The organism is Alistipes sp. An66, assembly GCF_002161445.1.
In the GTDB taxonomy this organism is placed as follows: domain Bacteria; phylum Bacteroidota; class Bacteroidia; order Bacteroidales; family Rikenellaceae; genus Alistipes; species Alistipes cottocaccae.
This window is the reverse complement of sequence record NZ_NFHT01000002.1, coordinates 51,141-75,727: the sequence shown is the minus strand read 5'-3', so window position 1 is coordinate 75,727 and position 24,587 is coordinate 51,141. Positions and strand designations below refer to the sequence as shown.

The following is a 24,587-nucleotide window of genomic DNA, read 5'->3' as shown; positions in this document are numbered from 1 at the left end:
AAATAAGAAATCCGCGGGAAATTTCCAATTTTATTTTCACCTTCGCCGACCCTTTCTCCAAGCCCTTCCCGGAGCGTTTTTTTACATTCGGACAATTTTTGGAGTCGGAAAGACGATTTTCGAACATCCGAAAAGACGACGGTTTTTAATTTTGACGTGGAATCCATGCTGGATTTTGCAAATTTTTTAATAACTATTAACCTAAAACCTTTCATCCATGAAGAAAATTTCCGAAATTGTTCTTCTCGGTGCATTCTGCATTCTTGCATGTTGCAGCCAGGTTTTTGCGCAGCAACGGAGTGTAAGCGGTACCGTTACCGATGATAAAAGCATCGGTATGCCCGGAGTAAGCGTCTATGTCAAGGGGACTACGATCGGTACCACGACCGACATCGACGGTAAATATCAGCTCAATGTCTCCGGGAGTGATCCGGTGCTGGTCTTTTCCTTTATCGGATATACGACCCGGGAGATTCCCGTGGGCGCGAAGACTCTGATCGACGTTCAGTTGAAGGAGGATGCGCAGACGCTCGACGAGGTTGTCGTCGTGGCTTACGGTACGGCCCGCAAGGGGGACGTCACGGGAGCCCTGACCAACATCAAGCCCTCGGAAGGGGATATTGCCCTGCCGTCGGTCAACAGCCTGCTCGAAGGCAAGATCGCCGGTCTGGTCGTGAGCTCGGCGTCGTCGGCCGTCGGAGCCGCGTCGTCGGTGACGATCCGTGGTGCGAACTCGCTGCGCGGAGACAACCAGCCGCTCTATGTGATCGACAACGTTCCGCAGGCGTCGACCGGCGAATTTTCCAGCTCGGGTATCGGCGGCGACTTCCAGATCCAGCAGGATCCTCTCTCGCAGCTCAACCCCGCGGACATCGTCGACATCACCGTGTTGAAGGATGCCTCCTCGACGGCCATCTACGGTTCGCGCGGTGCCAACGGCGTCATCCTGATCACCACCAAGCGCGGACAGGCCGGTGCAGCGCGCGTGCGGGCCTCGGCGACCTTCACCATTGCCGAGCCGACGAACCTGCTCGAAATGATCAACCTTTCGGAGTATGCCGACTACCGCAATTCGCGTGTGAGCGACATCCAGCAGTATCCCTTCCACAAGGTGGGTGACGAGATCCGCTACGTGTTCAGCGGCTCGGAGTCGAAATACGATCCGGGAGATCCGTCGACGTACAGGCTCGTGAAGAACCGCAACTGGCAGAAGGAGATCTATACGTCGGCCTTCTCGCAGAACTACTCGGTATCGGTCGACGGCGGTTCGGACAAGGTAACCTATTATATTTCGGCCAACTTCAAGGATATTGAGGGTACGGTCAAGCAGACCGGACTGCGTCAGGGCGACCTGCGGGCCAACCTTTCGGCCCAGCTGGCGCGGAGCGTGAAACTCGAACTGCTGCTCAACGGCTCGATCCGCGAGAACGACATGATGGCCGGCGGTAATACGCTGGGCGGTTCGACGGGAGCCGTGTCGCGTACGGCTCTGGACTATGCTCCGTTCGAAATGCCGGACGGGGACCCGAGCTTCTCCGACGAGAACAAGACGACGGTGCAGAGCTGGCTCAACGACTATGTGGACAAGGCCGTCAACCGCGTCTTCGGCGCCAGCCTCAACCTGACGTGGGACATCTCGAAGAATTTCCGCTACAACCTGCGTACGGGCGGCAACCTGACGACCAACAACCGCAAGCGCTGGTATGGTCTGGAACTCTATCAGGGTATGAACAACAATGGTCTGCTCTCGATTTCGGACCTCAACCGCAACAACTATTCGGTGGAGAATCTGGTGACCTACAACGGCAAGATCGGCGATCTGGTCCGCATCGACGCCACGCTGGGTGTTACTTACGACGATTATAACTATCTGAATGAAAATACGATCGGTCGTCAGTTCTCCTTCTTCGAACTGCGCGAGAACGGTTTGAGCAAGGCCGGTGTGACCGAGTTCCCGCAACCCGAACAGAAGGACTACCAGCTCTTCTCGTATCTGGCGCGTGTGAACCTGTCGTTCCTGGACCGCTATCTGGTGACGGCCTCGATGCGAGCCGACGGTTCGTCGAAGTTCGCCAAGGGTAACCGCTGGGGCTATTTCCCCTCGGCATCGGTGGCCTGGCGTATCGAGCAGGAGGAGTTCCTGCGCGACGTGTCGTGGCTCAACCAGTTGAAACTCCGTGTCAGCTACGGTGTGACCGGTAACCAGTCGATTGCCCCCTACTCGACCTTCTCGATGTACGGCCAGAACTCGTCGGGCGACGTGATCTACGCCGACCAGAACGGCGATGCCCTGACGACGATGATCGTGACGAACCTCTCGAACAGCGGTCTGAAATGGGAGAAGACCTCCTCGTGGAACGTCGGTCTTGATTTCGGCTTCTTCAAGTCGCGGTTGAGCGGTACGGTGGACATCTACAAGAAGAAGACGAGCGACCTGCTCATCTCGCGCACGCTGCCCGGTTCGGCGGGCTTCGGTTCGACCTACTACAACCAGGGCGGTCTGGACAACCAGGGTGTCGAGGTATCGTTGAATGCCCAGATCATCGACAACAAGGACTGGAAATGGAGCGTCAACGGTAACATCGGCTTCAACAAGTCGAAGATCACCGATCTGGGTCTCGAACCTTCGGACTTCGGCTGTCTGGGTCAACGCGTCGGTTTCTACGGCAACTCGCTGGGCGACCACTTCGGCGTAGCGCATATCTTCCTGGCGGGCGAGGCTCCGGGACAGTTCTTCGGCTATCGCACGCAGGGTATCGTTCAAAGCGAGGATATTACGGACCAGGGCGTGAAGTACATCAAGGATGACGGCACGGTCGGCTATTACACGACGTTCAACAATGCCACGCCGAGTGCCGGAGATGTCAAGTTTTTCGATTCGAACGGTGACGGCAAGATCGACGAGAACGACCGTACGATCATCGGCGACCCGAATCCCGACTTCACCTATGGTTTCTCGACGAAACTCTCCTTCCGGCGTCTTTCGTTCTCGGCCTCGTTCAACGGCGTGTCAGGCATCGACCGGTTCAACACCAACAACCGTTACATCAATACGCCCGGAACGCGTGCGAACAACCTTACGCGTGAGGCCTTCCTCGGCATGTGGACCCCGACGAACCATTCGAACAGTTATCCGAGCTCGACGTTCAACGTCGCCAACTACACGATGGACCGTTATATCGAGGATGCCAGTTACCTGCGCTGCTCGGATCTGACGTTGAGCTACTCGCTTCCGGTGCGCTGGATGAAGAAGATCGGTTTCAACTACTGCTCGCTGTCGTTCTCTGTGAAGAACGCCTTCATCATCACCGATTACAGCGGCTATGATCCCGAGGTCAACAGTTTTGCCTTCGACGGTCTGCGACCCGGAGTGGACATGAGTTCCTACCCCACGCCGCGTTCGTACATCATCGGTGTCAACCTCACATTCTAATCGCAAAAAATCACGGAAATGAAAAAGATAGCATACGGAATACTGCTGCTGGCGGCAGGGCTCTTCACGACCTCCTGTCTGGACGAGGATCCCCAGTACTCGCAGAACAGCAAGATCATCTTCTCTAACGAGGAGAATGCCGAACTGGCCCTGCTGGGATGTTACGGCTACATGACGGCGAACGGCGCCTATGGCCAGATGTGGCAGGAGGTGCCCCTGGTAGGCAGCGGTCTGGCCTGGGGACAGCGCAACGGCGGCGACGAGAACGGACTCGCCTCGCTGGCCGTAGTCCCCGGCAACGGACTGGTGTCGTCGACCTGGAAAGGCATGTACAAGGTGATCGCCGAAGTGAATGCCTTTATCGAAAGCATGGAGGCAAGCAGTCTGGACGAAACCGTCAAAACGCAAAAACTCGGCGAGGCCCGTTTCCTGCGCGCCATCGCCTACTACAACCTCGTTTCGCTGTGGGGCGACGTGCCCCTGAAACTGGTAGCCTCGTCGTCGGACGGCATCGCCATGCCGCGTACGGACCGGGTGACGATCTTCGGAACGATCGTCGACGACCTGAAAGCCGCAACGAACATCTCGGCCACCTCGTCGGTAGGACGTCTGAATTCGTGGGCGGCGAAGGCCTTCCTGGGCAAGGTTTACTACAAGATGGCCATGCTCGACATCGACCGGGCTGCGAATCTGAACAATGCGAAGACGATGTTCGACGACGTTTACGAACACGCCGACTATGAACTCGAACCGAATCTCAACAGCCTGTTCGTCCCCTACACCCAGGCCGGAGCCGTGACCAACAGCAAGGAGGCGATCATCCAGCTCAACTTCAACGCCGAGTCGGGCGTCTGCTACAACCGCGGCAGCAACCGTTTCGCACCGCAGGCCTCGACTTCGGGTATCAACTGGGGAACCTACCGGGCGACCCGCTATGCCTATGACCTGCATTACGGCACCTACCCGGGCGACCCGCGTGTGGAGACGAACTTCCTGACGCAGTGGCGTGCCCGCAGCAGCAACAACCAGCCCAACCCCAAGGATCCGGTCCGTACGGACGGTCAGCTTTGCCCGGGAGACTCGGTTTACACCTATCCCAAACGGCTCTACAAGCCCGAGGGAGGTACGGATGCCGATGCCGTCGTGCTGACGCTGCCCTACGAACTCTTTGCCGACAAGACCAACCCCACGCAGGCGGAGCTCAACAACTATACGGGAGATTATCAGAACATTGTGAAGGGGATGTGGACCAATTTCACGCAGGTGGGCAACAGCGAGAAATGGCCTTATCTGGCGAAGCTTTACGATCAGGGACAATCGGCGCAGTATGCACACAAGCATCTGATTGTCTTCCGTTATGCGGAGATGTTGCTGCTGATGGCCGATGTGTACAACGAGCTGGATCAGAAGGATAGAGCCATTGATCTGGTGAACGAGGTGCTGGCCCGGGCCCGCAAGTCGATACCTCTGAACTCCACAACGAGCTATGAGGCTTCGCAGCCGGCCGACTGGTCGAAGTCGCTCACGAAGGAGCAGGTTACCGAGAAACTCTATTTCGAACGTCTGTTCGAGTTGATGGGCGAGCCTTCGCTCTACGACATGGTGCGCATCCGCGGGACGAAGTACATGGAGCTGCTGCTGTTGAAGAACAACAACCATAATATCACGGCGGCGACCGATGCCAACTACGCTACGAATGCCAACAACTTTGCCGATCGTCTCTTCGATTCCGGGCAGAAGGATGCGCTTTCGGAGCACTTCCTGAAAAAGAATCTGCTGTTGCCGATTCCGAGCAGCGAGATTGATGCGAACTCCGCGCTTACCAATGCGGACAACAACTACGGCTATTAATAATTAATATCGACGGAACATGAAAAAACTCTTTATATTTCTGGGATTTTTCGGGATGGTCGCATGTAGCGACGACAAGACCGAAGATCTTCTTTCCGGCCAGCGGTCGCCGCTTGAAGTGACGCTCAATTCGACCTCGCTCTGCCGGGGTGAGACGCTGACGGCAACGATCCGTTTCGACGCTACGGACGAGAATGCCGTTGAGGAGCGGAAGGATTTCCAGCTCTATTTCGAGTCGCTCGAAAACGGTGCGCCTTCCGAGTTGTTTGCCGAGTTCCCCGCGGAGGTGACCTTCCCGGCGGATCAGGAGCAGATCACGGTCGACTTCCCGATCAAGGAGTCGGGCTTTACGGGCGAGCACACGGTGAAGCTGTGGGTGAGCGCCGAGGGGCGTGCCATCACGGGCGCCGCACAGACGATCACGGTGAGCGACTATCATTATATTACGGTATCGGTGAAGGACGCGACGTCGATGGACGTAGTCGAGGGTCGGACGTTTGTGTTGCAGGCGCAGATCGCCGAGCCGGCACAGGCGGATCTGGATATTGCGATTGCCCCCGAGAATGAAGCTGCGAAGGGAGATTTCGAGAATTTCCCCTCGACGCTGACCATTGCGAAGGGTGAGACGGTGGCCGAGAGTGCGGAGATCACCGTGTCGTGGGACGACGGCGAGACGCAGGAGGATCACGACTGGAATTTCGCCGCAACGGTCGGAAACGACAAATATGCGGTCAAGCCCTTCACGATCACGCGCATTGACGCCGACCTGGCCAAGGGCGACCGTCTGCTCGACGAACGTTGGGTTTACGATAACCCCGATCAGGCGTTCTATTCGACGAATACGGCAGCCAAATACCTGACCTGCCCGTCGTACAAGGAGGGCGATGTGCTGATGGGCAAGAGCACGGTCTATGGCGAGGGCTCGAAGCACCCCAACCGCAATCTGGCTGATACGTGGACGCTGCTCAATGCCTATGAGTTCCACGCCATCGAAGGACGTCTTTACAGCCGTATGGCCAAGAACAGCTATGGCAACTGTCCGTTGCTTACGGCAAACGGCTGGGCTGCGCAGGATACGCAGACCATTCAGGAGACCTGCTATGTGAACAACGACAAGTTCACGAACGTAACGGACGACGGTTACCTGCGCATGTGGGCAGCCAATGATCCCGGAACCGTTACGGTAGGTACGGGGGACAAGACCCGGACGTTCGGTGCTGCGGCACTCTACGCCAACAAGATCGGCAAGAATAGCACGGTGCCCCAGAGCGTCGTCATCCGGGAGGGTACCCGTATCGAGGTGCGGGCCCGTATCCGGGGCGCCCAATACGGTTTCAATTATGCGATCTGGATGATGGGTAACAGCAACGAGGTTGCTCCGACCAAGACGTGGCCTTATTGCGGTGAGATCGACATCATGGAGTATCCACAAGGGAAGGTCGTAGGTACGGGTACTACGGTACATCAGACGTTGCACTATGGAAATGTTTCGGAAGACGGTGCGTCCCATGCCAATCCGACGGTCAACAAGTCCATCCAGCCTTCGGAGTGGAACATCTACTGGGTGGAGATCGTCGATGGGAACACGATCAATGTGGGAATCAACGGCAAGACGACCGCAACGTTCACGCCCGGCAGCGGCGGTGATTTCGGCGGGTTTGCCCAGGATTGGCCGTTTACCAATGAAGCGAATCCCACGGGATTCCATCTCTTGCTGACGGCAGGTCTGGCCGGAGAGTGGCAATGCGGTCCGCTGTCGCTCGAAGAGGTCAATGCCGGCGGATGGGCAGCCTCGGAGTTCCTGAGCCTGACCTACGAACAGACGAAGAGCGACGAGAACACCCCGCGGATGGAGATCGACTGGATCCGTCTCTGGATCAACGAGAACTACGATTTCGGCGGTCCCTATACGATGAACACGGAGAAGAATGCCTTCTTCTGATGTTCTGAATATCGATTCAGCCAGTTGACAGGTCCGGGCGGACGATGGGATCATCTCCGTCCGGGCTTTTTCAGATTCAGGAGAGTGCCGGTACGGCATCCGCCTCGCGCGGGCGCTTTTCGCATCCGGAACGGGACCTCCGGGTCCGGGAACGCTTGCGGAAACAGAAATTTATGCTTAATTTTACCGGGAGACAACGGTGCTTCCGGCACTATTCCTCAAAAACCTCACCGACAATATGATTGAATGGAATTACCATAAGACGGGGGCCTTGCTGACGACGGGACTCCTGGCCGGGGCTACGGCCTGCCACGAGCAGCCGAAGACGCCCGATCGCCCCAACATCGTCTACATCATGACGGACGACCATACGGCGCAGATGATGAGCTGCTACGATACGCGCTACATGGAGACGCCCCATCTGGACCGGATCGCCCGCGACGGCGTTCGCTTCACGAACAGTTTCGTGGCCAACTCGTTGAGCGGTCCGAGCCGCGCCTGCATGATCACGGGCAAGCACTCGTGCGCGAACCGCTTCTTCGACAACACGACCTGCGTCTTCGACGGCTCGCAGCAGACCTTCCCGAAACTGCTCCAACGGGCGGGCTATCAGACCGCGCTGGTGGGCAAGTGGCACCTCGAAAGCCTTCCGACGGGTTTCGACTTCTGGGAGATCCTCCCGGGACAGGGCGACTACTACAATCCGGATTTCGTGACGCAGCGGAACGACACGGTGCGTCGCGAGGGTTACGTCACGAACATCATTACCGATGACGCGATCCGCTGGATGGATCAGGAGCGCGATCCTTCGAAACCCTTCTGCCTGCTGATCCACCACAAGGCGATCCACCGCAACTGGATGGCCGACACGTGCAACCTGGCGTTGTACGAGGACCGCACGTTCGCGCTTCCCGAAAACTTCTTCGACGATTATGAGGGTCGTCCGGCGGCCGCCGCGCAGGAGATGTCGATCGTGCGCGACATGGACATGATCTACGACCTGAAAATGCTGCGTCCCGACCGCGAGACGCGGCTGAAAAGTCTCTACGAGCAGTTCATCGGGCGCATGAACCCCGAACAGCGGGCGGCGTGGGACGCCTTCTACGGTCCGGTGATCGAGGAGTTCTACCGTAAGAATCCGCAGGGGCGCGAACTGGCCGAGTGGAAATTCACGCGCTACATGCGCGACTATATGAAGACCGTGAAGTCGCTGGACGACAACGTGGGCCGCGTGCTGGACTACCTTGAGGAGAAGGGCATGCTCGACAACACGCTGGTGGTCTATACCTCGGATCAGGGTTTCTACATGGGCGAGCACGGCTGGTTCGACAAACGCTTCATGTACGAGGAGTCGATGCACACGCCGCTGATCATGCGCCTGCCGAAGGGTTATGCGGCGCACGGCGACATTCCGCAGCTGGTACAGAACATCGACTATGCGCCGACGTTCCTCGAAATGGCCGGCGTGGAGGTCCCCGACGACATGCACGGCGAGTCGCTGGCGCCGCTGCTGCGGGGCGAACAGCCGGCCGAATGGCGCGATGCGCTCTACTACCACTTCTACGAATACCCGGCCGAGCACATGGTCAAGCGGCACTACGGCATCCGCACGGATCGCTGGAAGCTGATCCATTTCTACAACGACATCGACGTCTGGGAGCTTTACGACCTGGCGGCGGATCCCGCGGAGATGCACAACCTTTACGGAAAGCCCGGTACGGAGGAGGTGACGGCCGATCTGAAAGCGCGTCTGCAAGCTTTGCAGGAGCAGTACGGCGATCCGGTGCGTTTCGGTCCCGAACACGATAAAGACATGCCCCGATGAGACGCCCGATTCTGCTTCTGACCCTGACGCTGGGTTGCATGGGCGCCCTGACGGCGTGCGGCGACCGGACTCCGATGCCGGTGCACGTTGTTCCGGAGCCGGCGACCGTCGTTCCCGAGACGGGTTTCTTCGAATTTTCGGAACGCACGACCTTCGCGGTCGGCGATGACGAACAGGCGGCCGTTGCCGAAGCGTTTGCGGCGCTCTTCACCGTTCCGGCGGGTTTCACGCCCCGTGTGACGACAGACCCGGCGGCTGCGGGCGACATCCGCTTCGAGACCGATACGACGCGCACGGCCGAGAGCTACGCCCTGCATGTGACCCCGACGGGGATCACGGTCCGGGCTGCCGACCGGAGCGGCTTCTTCTATGCCATGCAGACGCTGCGCCAGCTGCTGCCGGCGGCGCTCGAAGGCAGCCGGGCGGCCGATGCGGCATGGCGGGTTCCGGCCGTGCGGATCGAGGATGCGCCGCGCTTCGCCTACCGGGGCATGCACCTCGACGTGGCGCGCTTCTTCATGCCCCGGGAGCACGTGCTGCGGCTGATCGAGTGCATGGCGCAGCTCAAACTCAACAAACTGCACCTGCACCTGACGGACGATAACGGCTGGCGACTGGAAATCAAGCGTTATCCGCGTCTGACGGAGGTCGGGGCGTGGCGTGTCGACCGTCCGGGGGTTCCGTTCCCGGCGCGGCGCAATCCGGCTCCGGGCGAACCGACGCCCGTCGGGGGGTTCTATACGCAGGATGACATCCGCGAGATCGTCGCCTACGCTGCGGAGCGGCAGATCGAGGTGATTCCCGAGATCGACGTTCCGGCCCACTCGAACGCCGCGCTGGCGGCCTATCCGGAGTATGCCTGCCCGGTGGTGAACCGATACATCGGCGTGCTGCCCGGACTGGGCGGCCGGAATGCCGACATCATCTTCTGTGCCGGCAACGAGCAGGTTTTCGGGTTCCTGCAAAACATCCTCGACGAGGTGCTGGAACTCTTCCCGTCGCGCTACATCCACCTGGGCGGCGACGAGGCGTGGAAGACCCATTGGAAGACCTGTCCGCTGTGCCAGGCCCGGATCCGCCGGGAGAAGCTGGCTTCGGTCGAGGAGTTGCAGGGTTACTTCATGCGCCGCGTGTGCGACTATGTGCGTTCGAAGGGGCGCGAGGTGATCGGCTGGGACGAGCTGACCAACAGCCGCCTCCCCGAAGGCGTTATCATCCAGGGGTGGCAGGGCTACGGACAGGCCGCGCTGAAAGCCGCGGCGCAGGGGCACCGCTTCATCCTGACCCCGGCGCGCGTCCTCTACCTGATCCGTTACCAGGGTCCGCAGCGTTTCGAGCCGGTGACCTATTTCGGCAACAACACCTTGCAGGATGTCTACGGCTACGAACCCGTGCAGGAGGATTGGGCGCCGGAGTATGAATCGCTGCTGATGGGTGTGCAGGCCTCGATGTGGACGGAGTTCTGCGATACGCCGGAGGATGTCGAGTATCTGTTGTTCCCGCGTCTGGCGGCGCTGGCCGAGGTGGCCTGGCAGCCGCGCGGCACGAAGGACTGGCCGGGCTTCCTGCAACGGCTGGATACGTTCCTGCCGCGGCTCGACGCCATGGGGGTCACCTATGCCCGTTCGATGTTCAACATCCAGCAGCGGATCGAACCCGACGGCGGGGCGCTCCGCGTGGAGTTGGCGTGCATCCGTCCCGACGTGGAGATCCGCTACACGACCGACGGCTCGGAGCCTGCGGCCGATTCGCCGCTCTACGCGGAGCCGCTGCGCATCGAGGGCCCCGTGACGGTGAAATGCGCGACGTTCCGCGACGGATGCCGTGAGGGCGAGGTGCTCGAACTGCCGCTGGACTTCAACAAGGCGACGGCATGTCCGGTGCTCGGGGCTGGTGCGAACGGCTATGTGCTGGTCAACGGCCTGCGGGGCAGCGACAAATATACCGACTCGGAGTGGTGCACGTGGGAGCCGGGCAAGGAGGTCTCCTTCACGATCGACCTCGGGGCGTGCGACACGCTGCACCGCTTCACGGCGGGCTGCATCACCAACTACGGCATGGCCGTACACCTTCCCTCGCAGATCTCCGTGGCGCTTTCGGACGACAACCGCACCTTCACGGAGGCGGCCTCCCGTCGGTTCACCCCGGCGGAGATCTTCCGCGAAGGGACCTTCATCGAGGATCTGACGCTCGACCTCGGCGGACGTACGGCCCGCTACGTGCAGGTGCGCCTGCGTGACGCCGGCCCCTGTCCGGAGAACCACGTCCGGCCGGGACAGTCTGCCAAACTCTATCTGGACGAAATCATCATCGAATAATCAACCGAATACCAACCCGACATGAAAAACCGGAAACGAAACCTGTTCCTGCTGCTGTCGGCCGTCGGCGTGCTGTCGTCGGCCGCCGCGCAGCAACCCGAATGGCAGAGCCAATACGCCGTCGGATTCAACAAACTCGAACCGCACGCCTACGTCTGGCCCTATGCTTCGGCGGAGGAGGTGCGCGGCGGCGTCTGCGAGGAGTCGCCCTGGTACCGGAGTCTGAACGGCCTGTGGAAGTTCCATTGGACGAAGAATCCCGACCGGCGGCCCGTGGATTTTTACAAACCGTCGTTCTACGACGGGAACTGGGCCGAGATCCGGGTCCCGGGGAACTGGGAGCGGCAGGGCTACGGCACGGCGATTTATGTGAATGAGACCTATGAGTTCGACGACCCGATGTTCTCGTTCCGGAAGAACCCGCCGCTGGTGCCCTATGCCCACAACGAGGTGGGTTCGTACCGACGGACGTTCTCGGTTCCCGAGGGTTGGGACGGCCGCCGCGTGGTGCTCTGCTGCGAGGGGGTGAACTCCTTCTACTACATCTGGCTGAACGGACACCTGTTGGGTTACAACCAGGACTCCAAGACGCCGGCCGAATGGGACGTGACGGAGTACCTGACCGGGGGTGAGAACGTCGTGGCGCTGGAAGTCTACCGGTGGAGTGCGGGTTCCTACCTCGAATGTCAGGACATGTGGCGGATGAGCGGTATCGAACGTTCGGTCTATCTCTACGCCACGGCGCCGTCGCACATTGCCGACTACCGGGTGACGGCGACGCTCGACCGCGATGGTTATACCGACGGTCTCTTCGGTCTGGATGTGCTGACGGAGGGTCCCGCGACGGCCGGGGCGACGCTCACCTATGCGCTGACCGACCGTGAGGGGAGGAGCGTGGCGGACGGGAAGCTCGATGCCGCGCAGCCCGGCCGGTACGCTTTCGAACGGCTTCGCCTGCCGGACGTTGCGCGGTGGAGCGCCGAGGAGCCGAATCTCTACACCTTGACGCTGACCCTCTCGGACGCTGACGGACGGACGCTCCACACGACGGGCTGCGCGGTGGGCTTCCGCACGACGGAGATCCGCAACGGCCGTCTCTGCGTCAACGGCGTGCCGATCCTCGTCAAGGGGACCAACCGTCACGAACACTCGCAGCTTGGCCGTACGGTGAGCCGCGAGCTCATGGAGCAGGACATCCGCCTGATGAAGCTCCACAACATCAATACGGTGCGCAACTCGCACTATCCGGCCGATCCCTACTGGTACCAGCTCTGCGACCGCTACGGTCTTTACGTCATCGACGAGGCGAACATCGAGTCGCACGGCATGGGCTACGGAGCGGCGTCGCTGGCCAAGGATTCGACGTGGCTCACGGCCCACCTCGACCGCACGCGCCGCATGTACGAACGGTCGAAGAACCACCCGTCGGTCATCATCTGGTCGCTGGGCAACGAGGCCGGCAACGGCATCAACTTCCACCGGACCTACGACTGGCTGAAAGCGGCCGACACGCTGCGTCCCGTGCAGTACGAACGCGCCGAGCAGGACTACAACACGGACATCTACTGCCGGATGTACCGCTCGACGGAGGAGATCCGGGCCTACCTTTCGCAGGAGGGGATCTACCGTCCGTTCATCCTCTGCGAGTACCTTCACGCGATGGGCAACAGCTGCGGCGGCATGAAGGCCTACTGGGACCTCTTCGAATCGGAACCCATGGCGCAGGGCGGCTGCATCTGGGACTGGGTGGACCAGTCGTTCCGCGAGATCGACGCCGAGGGCCGCTGGTACTGGACCTACGGCGGCGACTACGGCCCGCAGGGAATCCCGAGCTTCGGGAACTTCTGCTGCAACGGACTGGTGAACGCTCTGCGTGAGCCTCATCCGCACTTGCAGGAGGTGAAGAAGATCTATCAGAACATCAAGTCGGAACTGCTCGACGCACGGACGCTCCGCATCCGGGTGAAGAACTGGTTCGACTTCACGGACCTCGACCGCTTCGGACTGACGTGGCGGCTGGTTGCGGACGACGGCACGCGCCTGGCCGGGGGTGAGACCACGCTCTCCTGCGCTCCGCATGCGACGGTGGAGACGACGCTGGGGGCTGTCCGCCTGCCGCGCGGCGTGCACGAAGCCTACCTCGAACTGGAATGGCGCCGCAAGGAGGCCACGCCGCTGGTCGATACCGATTGGGTCGTGGCTTACGACCAGTTCGTGCTGGCGGGTCCGGCGAAATCCGCGACGCCGTTCCCGGCTGCGGAGGGCCGGACGGACTTTGCGGTCGACGAGGCGACGGGCGCCCTGCGGTCGCTGACGCTCGACGGCCGCGAACTGCTGGCCTCGCCGCTGACGCTCTGCCTGTGGCGCCCGGCCACGGACAACGACCGCCGCGACCGCTTCGGCGAACGGCTCTGGAAGGCGGCCGGACTCGACTCGCTGACCCAGCAGGCCGTCTCGTTCAAGCGGAGCCGCAACACCACGGAGGCCGTCACGGAGATCCGCAACGCCCGCGGCGGGAAGGTCGGCGATGCGACGTTCCGCTATGCCGCGACGGCGGACGGCGGGGTACGCGTGCAGGTGACCTTCACGCCCGACACGGCGCAGGTGCGCTCGCTGGCGCGCGTGGGTCTGACGTGCGAACTCTCCGACCGCTTCGACTGCATCGAGTACCTCGGGCGCGGGGATGTCGAGACCTATGCCGACCGCAAGGAGTGCGGCATGATCGGCCGCTACCGCACCTCACCCGAACGGATGTTCCACACCTATGTCCGCCCGCAGGCTACGGGCAACCGCACCGACGTGCGCTGGGTGTCGCTGACCGATGCCGAAGGCTTCGGCGTCGGGGTGCGCTCGTCGCGACCGTTCGAATTCGGAGCGCTGCCCTTCACGGACCGGATGCTCTTCGACTGCGAACATCTCAATGAACTGCGGAGCGACGGCCGCATCACGCTCCACCTCGATGCCGTGCAGGCCGGAGTGGGTACGGCGACCTGCGGTCCCGGCGTGCGTCCCGAGTTCCGGGTGCCGCTGACGCCCCATACGTTCGAATTCACCCTTTATCCCCGATTGTCGAAATGAAACGTCTGTTGTTCTTTGCTCTCCTGCTTCTGACGGGAAGAGCCGCGGCCCAGCAGGAACCGGCGCCGTTTGTCAAGCACCTCGTCTTCCCCGCGGGTGCCACGCTCGACGAGAAGGTCGCCCTGGCAGCCCGGCTGGTCCCCTCGGAAGCCCAGCTGGCCTGGCAGCGGATGGAGCTGACGGCCTTCCTGCACTTCGGGATCAATACCTTCACCGATCGGGAGTGGGGCGACGGTACGGAGGACCCGGCGCTGTTCAACCCGACGGCGTTCGATGCCGACCAGTGGATCCGGACGCTCAAACAGGCCGGCTTCCGCATGGTGATCCTCACGGCCAAGCACCACGACGGTTTCTGCCTCTGGCCGACGAAGACCACGCGCCATTCGGTGGCCTCGTCGCCGTGGCGGGACGGCCGGGGCGACGTGGTCCGCGAGGTGCGCGACGCCTGCGAGCGCCACGGAATGAAATTCGGCGTCTACCTCTCGCCGTGGGACCGGAACGCCGCCTGCTACGGCGATTCGAAGGCCTATAACCGCTTCTTCATCCGGCAGCTGACCGAGCTGTTGAGCAACTACGGCGAGGTGCACGAGGTGTGGTTCGACGGCGCCAACGGCGAGGGCCCGAACGGCCGGAAACAGGTCTACGACTGGGATGCCTTCTACCGGACGATCCGCCGCCTGCAACCCAACGCCGTGACGGCGATCATGGGCGACGACGTGCGCTGGGTCGGCAACGAGAAGGGCATCGGCCGTGAAATGGAGTGGAGCGCGACGGTCCTCACACCGGGTGTCTATGCGCGTTCCGGCGAGAACAACAAACGGCTGGGCGTCTACGGCAAGGCCCCGGACCTCGGAAGCCGCAAGATGCTGGAAAAGGCCACGGAACTCTTCTGGTACCCCTCGGAGGTGGATGTCTCGATCCGCCCGGGGTGGTTCTACCATGCCACAGAGGATGCGAAGGTCAAGAGCCTGAAACATCTGGCCGACATCTATTTCCAGTCGGTGGGCTACAACTCGGTGCTGCTGCTCAACGTTCCGCCCGACCGCCGCGGACGCATCCATGCCGCGGATTCCACCCGCTTGCAGGAGCTGGCCGGCTACCTCGAAAGAACCTTTGCCGACGACCGGGTCCTCGACGGCGGTGAGACGTGGCAGGCTGCGGGCGGCGAGGAGCGGATCTGGGAACTGAAACCCGGTTCGCGGATCAACGTCGTGCTGTTGCAGGAGAATATCGCCTGCGGACAGCGTGTCGACGGCTTCTGCGTGGAGGCCCGGACGGCTGCCGGATGGCAGCTGCTGGGCGAGGGCACGACGATCGGCTACAAACGCCTGCTGCGCGTTCCGGAGGTCGAGGCCTCGGCCCTGCGCATCCGCCTGAAACAGACGCGCCTCGATGCCCGGATCTGCCGCGTGGGTGCCTTCCGGGCCGAACCTCTTGCCGAGCAGAGCGAACAGGCGGCGTGGAACGACCTCCCGCGCGAGACGTGGCGGGTGATCTCCGAGTCGCCGCTGACCGTCGATTTCGGACGCGAGGTGTCGCTCGCGGCCTTCACCTATGCTCCGGCGGGCGGCGAGGCGAAATCCGACATGGCGTTCCGCTACGACCTTTCGGTCAGCGACGACGGCCGGAACTGGCGGACGGTCATCTCCGACGGGGAGTTCAGCAATATCGTGAACAACCCGCTCCCGCAGACGGTCGCCTTCCCGCGCAAGGTCGTCGGACGCTGGGTGCGTCTCGATGCGACGACCCCCGAGGGCGGTGCGGCGCGGATCCTCTCCGAGGAGTTCGGGGTGACGCTCGCAGCCCCGAAGGACGACGAGACGTGTGTCTATGCAACACCTTCGGCGCCGTTGACGCTGGCTCCCGGCGATCCGCATCCGAAGGTCGGGGGATGGCGTTTCTATACGGCGCACGAGTTCCGCGACGGAGATACGCAGCAGTGCCAGCCGCTGGGCTTCATGCAGCATAACGGTCGGGCGATGAGCCGCTCGGCCCGGGTCGACAACCTCGCCTGTTCGAAGGTCGAGGACGGTGTGCTGCACATGTGGGCGCGCGAGGAGCCCGATTCGGTCGACAACCGCTTCGGCCGGAAGGTGAAATATTCGCATGCCTGCTACCGGACCTCGCTCCCGGGGAGCCGCGAGGCGTGGTGCAACTTCACCGAGAACATGCGCATCGAGATCCGCTTCCGCCGGACCGATACGCGGGGATTCAACGATGCGCTCTGGTTCATGGGCAACAACGGGCGTCCGTGGCCGGCGAACGGCGAGATCGACCTGCTGGAAAACCCCAAACGGAAGATCAACCAGCGGGCTCACTTCACGCTTCACTCCGAACATCACTACGCCGGGGTGGTCGGCGGTGCGGGGAGCGTGACGGCGACGACCGACCTCTCGGACATGACCCAGTGGAACATCTACTGGTTGGAGTGGTACCCCGACCGGATTGTCGGCGGGGTGAACGGCACGGCCTATTTCGAGCACCGCAAGGGTGCCGACGGGAACAACGACTGGCCGTGGAGCGATCCTGCGGGCTTTTTCCTGATTTTCAGTTCGGGAATCTCCGACGACCCGAAAGCCTGGCCGGGGGCTGTCGAACCGTCGGAATGGGATCCTGCGGCTCCGCCGTCGATGGAGGTCGACTGGGTCCGGGTCTACGTGAACGATCGCTACGCCGGGGCTCCGGCGCCGGAGGTGAAATACTACTGATGGAGATGAAAAACCCGCCGAAAAGGCGGGTTTTTCATGTGTCGGGCTTCGATGATGTCGAGCCGGGTTCCGATGAGGCCGTGTCAAATTCCGGTCCTGCCGGGTCAGGCTTCGATCACACCCGAACCGACCAGCTCGTCGCCGTCGTACCAGGCGGCGAACTGCCCCGGGGTGATGCCCCGCTGGGGTTCGTCGAAGAGCAGGCAGGCTCCCGTCTCCCGGACGAAGAGCCGCGCACCCTGCAACGGCTGGCGGTAACGGATGCGCACCGAGAAGCTCGCACTCTGCCCGACGGCCAGCTCCCGGGCGGGGTTCACCCAGTGGATCTCCCCCGGAAGCATCCGCAGCGCCGGGCGCCACAACCCCGGATGGGCATCTCCTTCGCCGACGTAGATGACATTCTGCACCGTGTCCGTCGCAAGGATGAACAGCGACTCCTTGCGGCCGCCGATGCCGAGTCCCTTGCGCTGCCCGATCGTGTAGTAGTGGGCTCCGTTGTGTTCGCCGATCTTCTTGCCGTCGCGCACGGTGTAGTGCCAGGGTTGGGCAAGCTTCTCCAACAGCTCGTCCGAAGGCTCCTCGCCGGGGCCCGGAACCTCCGCACGCACATATTTCGGCCACGTGGGCAGGATTTCGTGAACATTGCCGCGCCGTGCGGCGAGTTTCTGTTGCAGGAAGGTCGGCAGGTCCACCTTGCCCACGAAGCAGATGCCCTGCGAATCCTTGCGCTTGGCGGTTGCCAGCCCCTGCTCGGCGGCGATGCGCCGCACCTCGGGCTTCAACAGCCCGCCCACGGGGAACAACGCCCGGCTCAACTGCTCCTGCGAGAGCTGGCAGAGGAAGTAGCTCTGGTCCTTGTTGGGGTCGCTGCCGGCCAGCAGCCGATAGAGCGTGCGGCCGTCGGGGAGCGTCTCTTCGGCCTTGCGGCAGTAGTGTCCCGTGGCGACGTAGTCGGCGCCGAGTTTGAGGGCCTCGCGCAGGAAGACGTCGAACTTGATCTCGCGGTTGCACAGCACGTCGGGATTGGGCGTGCGGCCCCGTTCGTACTCGGCGAACATGTAGTCCACCACGCGCGTGCGGTATTCGGCCGAGAGGTCGACGACATGCAGCGGAATGTCGAGTTTCTTGGCCACGAGTTCGGCGAAGAGACGGTCGTCGTGCCACGGACAGTCGCCTTCGAGCGTGCCGGTGGTGTCGTGCCAGTTGATCATGAAGAGCCCGATTACCTCGTGGCCCTGTTGTTTGAGCAGCCAGGCGGCCACCGACGAATCGACGCCGCCCGAGAGTCCGATTACTACGCGAGCCATGTCATTCCAGTGTTAAGAGTCCTTCGGGCAGCACGAGGTGCATCGTGCGGCCTTCGAAGTCGATGTGTGCGATGAACTCCCCGACGGCCGGGACCAGTACGCTGCGGCCGTCGATTTCCAGTTCGAAGAGCGGGTTGGCGTCGCTGTCGTAGTAGTCCGATACGGTCCCGGAGACCTTCTCCTCCTTGCCGGCCTCCTCGGCCACCACGGCGAAACCGATCAGATCTTCGAGGTAGAATTCGTCGTCCTCCTCCGCTTCGGGCTCCTCGATGCGGAATTCCAGCCCCAGCAGCTCTTCGGCCCGGCGTTCGGTGTCGATGTCGGCGAAGGTGGCGGTGGCTCCCGAAATGCCTCGGCGCTCGAAGCGGTCGCACCAAAGGGGTACGTCCAGGGCGTCGATGGTGACCAGAAGCGGGGTCGTGGCGGGGTCGAAATCGTCGGGGAAAGCGGGGTAGAGCGAGAGCATGACGCCCCCGTCGGTTCCGAAAAGTTTGTTGATACGTCCAGCGGATACAGCCATTTGCGAAAGGATTTGCGGCAAAAGTACAAAAAAAACAGGAAATCTCCCCTTCGGGCGATCTCCTGTTTTATCGGATTTGAAAACCTGCTTATTCGGCGGCGGGAGTTTCGGGAGCAGCCTCCTCGGTTGCGGCAGCCTCCTCGGTTGCGGCAGCCTCCTCGGTTGCGGCAGCAGCCTCGGCAGCGGCAGCTTCGGCAGCCTCACGGGCAGCAGCTTCGGCAGCGGCCTTCTTCTCGGCGAGAGCAGCGGCGCGCTCCTCCTTGATCTTGGTCTCGGCAGCCAGACGGGCCTTTTCGGCCGACTTGGCGTCGGAAGCGAGCTTGTTGGTCTTGGCCTCGATCTTGCCGGTCTTGGCCTCCATCCACTTGTTGAAGCGAGCCTCGGCCTCGGTCTCCGAGAATGCACCTTTGGCTACGCCACCCAGCAGGTGTTTCTTGTAAAGTACGCCCTTGTACGAGAGAATAGCCCGACAAGTGTCCGTAGGTTGTGCGCCTTTGAGTAACCAATCCAGAGCTTTCTCGAAGTTCAGATCGATCGTAGCAGGATTCGTGTTGGGGTTGTAGGTACCCAACTTCTCGATGAATTTACCATCACGTGGCGCTCTGCTATCTGCGGCAACGATGTGGTAGAAGGCGAAACCCTTCTTGCCGTGACGTGCCAGACGAATTTTAACAGCCATTTGCTATAAAATTTTGTTAAAAAAACTAAAAACGCTCACCCGTTCGGGCTTTTAAGCGTGCAAATGTAGGGAAAAAAATCCTACTGACAAAATAATAGGGGTAAAAAACCGTATTTTACGGGGATTTCGAAAAAATCCGGGATGCGTGTGCGCACCCCGGACCGTGATCCCGGCGCGGCTCGAACGCGCGGCCGGCAGATTAGAAATCTGCTGCTCTATCCAACTGAGCTACGGGACCGTTTTGCGGAAAACGTTGCAAAATTAAGAAAAAATGGGACAACTGCCAAGCGAAACCCTTCGGATTTCTGCGGAAAGGCGTTTTTTGCTCCGGAATTCTTGTTTTCCCGCAAATGTGGCGTATCTTTGTCTCCGGAATGACGGATCCGTTCGGCCGTTTGGTCCGGGTTTTGAGCGCTCCGAGCAACAACACCTTAAATTATATACGATCATGAAAAAAATCCTTGCAGCAGCCACGCTGCTTCTTGCCATGACCGCCTGCGGCGGTTCCCGGACGAAGAACCTGCCGTTGGAAGGCACCTCGTGGAAACTCTCCCGGATGGAGACGATCCCCGCATCGGCCATCGAGGCGGAGGCCGACGCCTTCACCCTGGAATTCAATGCCGCCGACACGATGGTGGCCGGACGTACCAACTGCAACCGCTTTTTCGGGAAGTACGCCCTTTCGGGGCAGAGCCTGAAATTCGAAAACCTCGGCATGACCCGCATGGCGTGTCCCGACATGGAGTATGAGAATGCTTTCGTGCAGATGCTCAACGGGGTGGACGGCTACGAGATCAAGGGCTCGGAGCTGAAACTGCTCGACGGTCAGAAGCGGGTGGTCGCCGAGTTCCGTGTGGCAGAGCCGGCATCCAAATAGGGTGTCTCTGTCCGGAAGACCGGCCGCGTCCCATCCCGGGACGCGGCTTTTTTGTGCCCGGAGGCGTTCCTGCGTTCGGTTGGTCGGCTTCTTTTTGGGGGGCTTCGTGGCGCAGCAGCGTGTTTTCAGTCGTCGGCCGATCCCTCTGTGATGTAGTGGAGGCTTTCAGCCACCAGTTTCCCTTTGTGGCCAGCAGGGTGCTTTCAGTCGCCGGCCCCTTCACTCACCCCCCCCCTCCCCTGGAAAAGGAACAAAAAAAGCTTCCCGAGAATCGGGAAGCCGTTTTTGTTTGTCGAAGGAGCGTTTGTTACTCGTTCAGCGGGGTTACGCTGACATACGATTTGCCTTCTCCCTTTTTGCAGAATTCAACCGTGCCGTCGACGAGCGCAAAGAGCGTGTGGTCCTTGCCCATGCCGACATTCTCACCGGCGTTGTGCACCGTTCCGCGCTGGCGAACGATGATGTTGCCCGCCTTTGCGAACTGACCGCCGAACAGTTTGATGCCGAGTCGTTTGCTTTCCGACTCACGGCCGTTCTTCGAACTACCTACACCTTTCTTGTGTGCCATGATGATTCAGTTTTTAAAGGTTTATGCAACGATTTCTTCCACGAGGATCTGGGTGAGATACTGGCGGTGTCCGTTGCACTTCTGGTAGCCGGTGCGACGTTTTTTCTTGAACACCAGAACCTTGTCATCTTTCAGATGCTTGAGGATCTTGCACTTTACTGCGGCGCCTTCTACAACAGGTGCACCGACTTTGACCTGACCGTCGTTGTCTGTGAGCAGGACTTTGTCGAAACTTACGGACGAATTCTCTTCGCCCTGGAGACGGTGAACATAAAGTTTCCGACCTTTTTCAGCCTTGAACTGCTGACCTGCGATCTCTACGATTACGTACATTCTACGTGTAATTGAATGAATTCGGGTTGCAAATATACGGATAATTTCCGATAAACCATACGGTCGCGCAGAAAAAATTTCGCACGGGGCTCCGGGGCACGGTTTTGGCGTGGGGCGGATGACGGTTTTCGGATCGAATCTGTACACTTTGACGGGAAGAGCCGATACGGGTGCCGAAAAATTTTACGGTCTCATAAATTCTTGCTACCTTTACCATGGCAACACAAGTATCCGACCCAAAATTACGAGTTACGATGATAAACGACAAGGTGCGCATGTATCTGCTGCCTCCGCTTTTCAATGCGGCAGTCAGAGCCGGAGCCTCGATCATGAAAGTATACAGGAACCGCGACGATTACGATATCAGCCTCAAGGAGGACCGTACGCCCATCACGCTGGCCGACCGGATGGCTCACCGCACGATCCGGGAGTATCTGGGTCCGACGCGGATTCCGATTCTCTCGGAGGAGGGGCGTGAGATGCGTTACGAGGAGCGCTGCAACTGGGAGCTCTACTGGCTGGTGGATCCGCTGGACGGGACGGTGGAGTTCATCAAGGGAAACAACGAATTCACGGTGAACATCGCGCTGATGGAGAACAACGTCTGCATGGGAGCGGTGATCTATGTGCCCTATTATGAAAAGATGTATGTCGCGGGGCGGGATTCGGGTTCGTATGTCAAGGAGGGCGTCGCTCCCGATGCGGCGGTGGATTATAGCTATGAGGAGATCGTTCGGGGCTGGACGCCGCTGCCGCTGGCCGGGGAGTCGCACCACGACCACCTTCGGGTGGCCCTGTCGCGTTCGCACCAGACCCCCGAGACGCACGAGCATGTGGCGCGCCTGCGGGAGCGTTTCCCCGATCTGGAAATTGTCGAGCAGGGGAGTTCCTACAAGTTCTGCCTGCTGGCCGAGGGCCGGGTGGACTACTATGTCCGCACGACGCACACCTATGAATGGGATACGGCCGCCGGGGAGTTGATCCTCGCGGAGGCGGGCGGTTCGACGCGGGCGCTGCCCGAGGAGCGGGAGCTGCGCTACAACGAGGAGGACCTGCACAACCCGTGGTTCCACTGCCGGTCGAAATTCTGCCCGTTCTGATCCGTCCGGGCCGGGGGCGTCCGGTGTCGGACGTCCGCCGCAGATGGGATTTGAAATGAACCGTCCCGGTCTTCCGATACGGACCGGGACTTTTTATTGGATGGTATGTCGGAGGTCAGGCCTGCCGGGTCGTCTTGTGTTCGATGTCGCAGGCGCCGCAGTTTCCGGAACAACCGGCGGCCGCGTGGCTGTCGGAACACTCGGCGCTGCCGTCGGCCTCGCGGGTCTCCTGCACGGCACACTTGATGCCGAGGCGCTGCATCTCCTTGTTGGTGGAGATCTCCGAGTCGATGTGGTGCCCCTTGATCATCAGCGTGAGGGACATCCCCACGACGAAGAAGGCGACGGCGGCGATGGCGCAGAGCAGGACGATTAACCAGGCGGGCATGGCGGGACGGTTTTTGGGGGTTTAAATTTTGGCTTTCGGGGACAAATGTATATATTTGTAGGATAAATTGCAAAAATGTTGCCCGACAGGTAGCGGTCGGGGTCCGTACCGTTCTGAACGGCAGCGGGTTGAATGCGTATTTAATCGGAGTCGCGTATGAAAATCGTAATAGCGGGAGCCGGGGAGATGGGGAGCCATCTGGCCCGGATGCTCAGCGGAAACGGACACGACATCACGGTCATCGACAGCGATCAGAAACTGCTGGCCGAGGTGGGGGCGCTGGCCGACGTGATCACCGTCGAGGGGGACTCGACGACCTTTGCGGTGCTGCGCAAGGCGGCGGTCCGCAAGTGCGACCTCTTTATCGCCGTGAACCACGAGGAGAACGACAACATCGTGGCGGCGATGCTGGCCAAGAAGCTCGGGGCGCGGAAGTCCATCGCGCGCATCGACAACAACGAGTATCTGGAACCCAACAACAAGGAGATGTTCATCGACATGGGTATCGACTACCTGTTCTATCCGGAGAAGGTTGCGGCGCGCGAGGTGATCAACCTGCTGGGGCATACGTCGACGACGGAGTACGTGGATTTTTCGAGCGGGAAGCTGTCGCTGGTGGTTTTCCGTCTGGAACCGACCTCTCCGCTGGTAGGACAGGTGCTTTCGGGATTTGCCGATGACCCGGCCCCGTTGAGCTACCGCACGGTGGCCATCACGCGCGGGGGTCAGACGATCATCCCGCGTGCGGGCGAGGAGTTCATGGCGGGCGACGTGATCTACGTGATCGCGCGTCAGGATGCCGTGCGCGAGGTGATGGAGTTTTCGGGGCAGTCGAACATCGAGATCCGCAACATGATGATTCTGGGCGGGTCGCGGATCGGCATCCGGGTGGCGATGGAGTTGCAGGACGAGGTGAACATCAAGCTCATCGACTACAACGCCGAAAAGGCTTACCGGCTGGCCGAGATGCTCGACAAGACGCTGATCATCAACGAGGACGGCCGCAATACGGATGCCATGATGGAGGAGGGCTTGTCGAACATGGACGCCTTCGTGGCCGTCACGGGGCGCAGCGAGACGAACATTCTGGCGGCGATGCTGGCCAAGCGCATGGGGGTGAAGAAGGTGATCGCGGAGGTCGAGAACCTGAACTACATCAATCTGGCGGAGTCGATCGGCATCGACACGATCATCAACAAGAAGCTGGTGACGGCGTCGAATATCTTCCGTTTCACGATGTCGACCGACGTGCAGGCGATCAAGTGCCTGACGGGCAGCGATGCCGAGGTGCTGGAATTCATCGTGAAGCCGAACGCTCCGGCGACGAAGGCGCGGATCAAGGACCTGGGTCTTCCGCAGGATACGATCATCGGCGGCATCGTGCGCGGGGACAAGGTCTTCATCGCCGTGGACAACATGGAGATCAATCCTTACGACCGGGTCGTGGTCTTTGCCATGCCGGGCTCGGTGGGGAAAGTGGGGTATTATTTTAACTGACGGGCCGCGGAGCCGGACCGGAGGCAGGCCTTGCCTGCCGGGGACGCGTCTCGCCGCTTGACGGAATGGAAGAATTGCGGGGATGAGTCGGACCGGGAGCCGGATTTAGCCGGTCGGGGTTGCGTCTCGCCGCTTGACGGGAAACGGAATGGAAGGATTGCGG

General features: G+C 60.8%; 16 protein-coding genes and 1 tRNA gene. 10 read left to right on the top strand and 7 right to left on the bottom strand.

The annotated features are described in order from the left end of the window. Positions 1-217: 217 nt before the first annotated feature. The 7 genes from B5G16_RS02130 (at position 218) to B5G16_RS02100 (ending at position 17,155) form a co-directional block, all read left to right on the top strand. The gene (locus B5G16_RS02130; protein ID WP_087260633.1) at positions 218-3,433 is read left to right on the top strand and encodes a SusC/RagA family TonB-linked outer membrane protein; all 3,216 of its coding nucleotides are present in this window, start codon (positions 218-220) and stop codon (positions 3,431-3,433) included. An 18-nt stretch (positions 3,434-3,451) separates the two neighbouring features. Beyond that, positions 3,452-5,284, top strand: coding sequence for a RagB/SusD family nutrient uptake outer membrane protein (locus B5G16_RS02125; RefSeq protein ID WP_087260631.1), 1,833 nt, complete (start codon positions 3,452-3,454; stop codon positions 5,282-5,284). 19 nt (positions 5,285-5,303) lie between these two features. Beyond that, entirely contained in the window at positions 5,304-7,226 is a 1,923-nt protein-coding gene (locus B5G16_RS02120; RefSeq protein ID WP_087260630.1) for a DUF5006 domain-containing protein, read from the top strand. Positions 7,227-7,464: 238 nt separating this feature from the next. Then, positions 7,465-9,051, top strand: a complete 1,587-nt coding sequence (locus tag B5G16_RS02115) for a sulfatase family protein (protein ID WP_087260628.1) — start codon at positions 7,465-7,467, stop codon at positions 9,049-9,051. Next, the gene (locus tag B5G16_RS02110) at positions 9,048-11,369 is read left to right on the top strand and encodes a beta-N-acetylhexosaminidase (protein WP_087260625.1); all 2,322 of its coding nucleotides are present in this window, start codon (positions 9,048-9,050) and stop codon (positions 11,367-11,369) included. The genes B5G16_RS02115 and B5G16_RS02110 overlap by 4 nt, the downstream gene beginning before the upstream one ends. 21 nt (positions 11,370-11,390) lie before the next feature. Next, on the top strand, positions 11,391-14,447 hold the full coding sequence (locus B5G16_RS02105; protein ID WP_087260623.1) for a glycoside hydrolase family 2 TIM barrel-domain containing protein: 3,057 nt from the start codon (positions 11,391-11,393) through the stop codon (positions 14,445-14,447). Then, a complete protein-coding gene (locus B5G16_RS02100; protein ID WP_087260621.1) occupies positions 14,444-17,155 on the top strand; it encodes an alpha-L-fucosidase in 2,712 nt (903 codons plus the stop codon). Before B5G16_RS02105 ends, B5G16_RS02100 begins: the two co-directional genes overlap by 4 nt. A gap of 104 nt (positions 17,156-17,259) precedes the next feature. Here B5G16_RS02100 and mnmA read toward each other — a convergent pair whose 3' ends face one another. The 4 genes from mnmA to B5G16_RS02080 form a co-directional block, all read right to left on the bottom strand. Beyond that, positions 17,260-18,462, bottom strand: coding sequence for a tRNA 2-thiouridine(34) synthase MnmA (gene mnmA, locus B5G16_RS02095; RefSeq protein ID WP_087260620.1), 1,203 nt, complete (start codon positions 18,460-18,462; stop codon positions 17,260-17,262). A 1-nt stretch (position 18,463) separates the two neighbouring features. Next, on the bottom strand, positions 18,464-18,982 hold the full coding sequence (gene rimM, locus B5G16_RS02090) for a ribosome maturation factor RimM (RefSeq protein WP_087260618.1): 519 nt from the start codon (positions 18,980-18,982) through the stop codon (positions 18,464-18,466). A gap of 88 nt (positions 18,983-19,070) precedes the next feature. Then, the gene (locus B5G16_RS02085) at positions 19,071-19,661 is read right to left on the bottom strand and encodes a 30S ribosomal protein S16 (RefSeq protein WP_087260616.1); all 591 of its coding nucleotides are present in this window, start codon (positions 19,659-19,661) and stop codon (positions 19,071-19,073) included. Between the two features lie 164 nt (positions 19,662-19,825). Beyond that, a tRNA-Arg gene (locus B5G16_RS02080) sits at positions 19,826-19,899 on the bottom strand. A 210-nt stretch (positions 19,900-20,109) separates the two neighbouring features. On the opposite strand from B5G16_RS02080, the gene B5G16_RS02075 reads away from it, so the two are divergent. After that, a complete protein-coding gene (locus B5G16_RS02075; protein ID WP_239405923.1) occupies positions 20,110-20,538 on the top strand; it encodes an META domain-containing protein in 429 nt (142 codons plus the stop codon). 307 nt (positions 20,539-20,845) lie between these two features. On the opposite strand, the gene rpmA is transcribed toward B5G16_RS02075, so the two are convergent. Both rpmA and rplU read right to left on the bottom strand, forming a co-directional pair. Then, positions 20,846-21,106: a 50S ribosomal protein L27 gene (rpmA, locus tag B5G16_RS02070; protein WP_087260614.1), complete on the bottom strand. Its 261-nt coding sequence runs from the start codon at positions 21,104-21,106 to the stop codon at positions 20,846-20,848. A 21-nt stretch (positions 21,107-21,127) separates the two neighbouring features. Further along, complete coding sequence (gene rplU / locus B5G16_RS02065) at positions 21,128-21,439, bottom strand: 50S ribosomal protein L21 (protein ID WP_022308068.1); 312 nt, start codon at positions 21,437-21,439, stop codon at positions 21,128-21,130. Positions 21,440-21,693: 254 nt separating this feature from the next. Between rplU and B5G16_RS02060 the strand changes: the two genes are divergently transcribed. Then, positions 21,694-22,539: a 3'(2'),5'-bisphosphate nucleotidase CysQ family protein gene (locus B5G16_RS02060; protein ID WP_087260612.1), complete on the top strand. Its 846-nt coding sequence runs from the start codon at positions 21,694-21,696 to the stop codon at positions 22,537-22,539. 115 nt (positions 22,540-22,654) lie between these two features. Here the strand turns inward: B5G16_RS02060 and B5G16_RS02055 are convergent, their stop codons facing one another. Beyond that, complete coding sequence (locus tag B5G16_RS02055) at positions 22,655-22,927, bottom strand: hypothetical protein (RefSeq protein ID WP_087260611.1); 273 nt, start codon at positions 22,925-22,927, stop codon at positions 22,655-22,657. A gap of 156 nt (positions 22,928-23,083) precedes the next feature. Here B5G16_RS02055 and trkA point away from each other — a divergent pair, with 156 nt between their 5' ends. Next, complete coding sequence (trkA, locus tag B5G16_RS02050; RefSeq protein WP_087260609.1) at positions 23,084-24,424, top strand: Trk system potassium transporter TrkA; 1,341 nt, start codon at positions 23,084-23,086, stop codon at positions 24,422-24,424. The last annotated feature ends 163 nt before the right edge of the window (positions 24,425-24,587 follow it).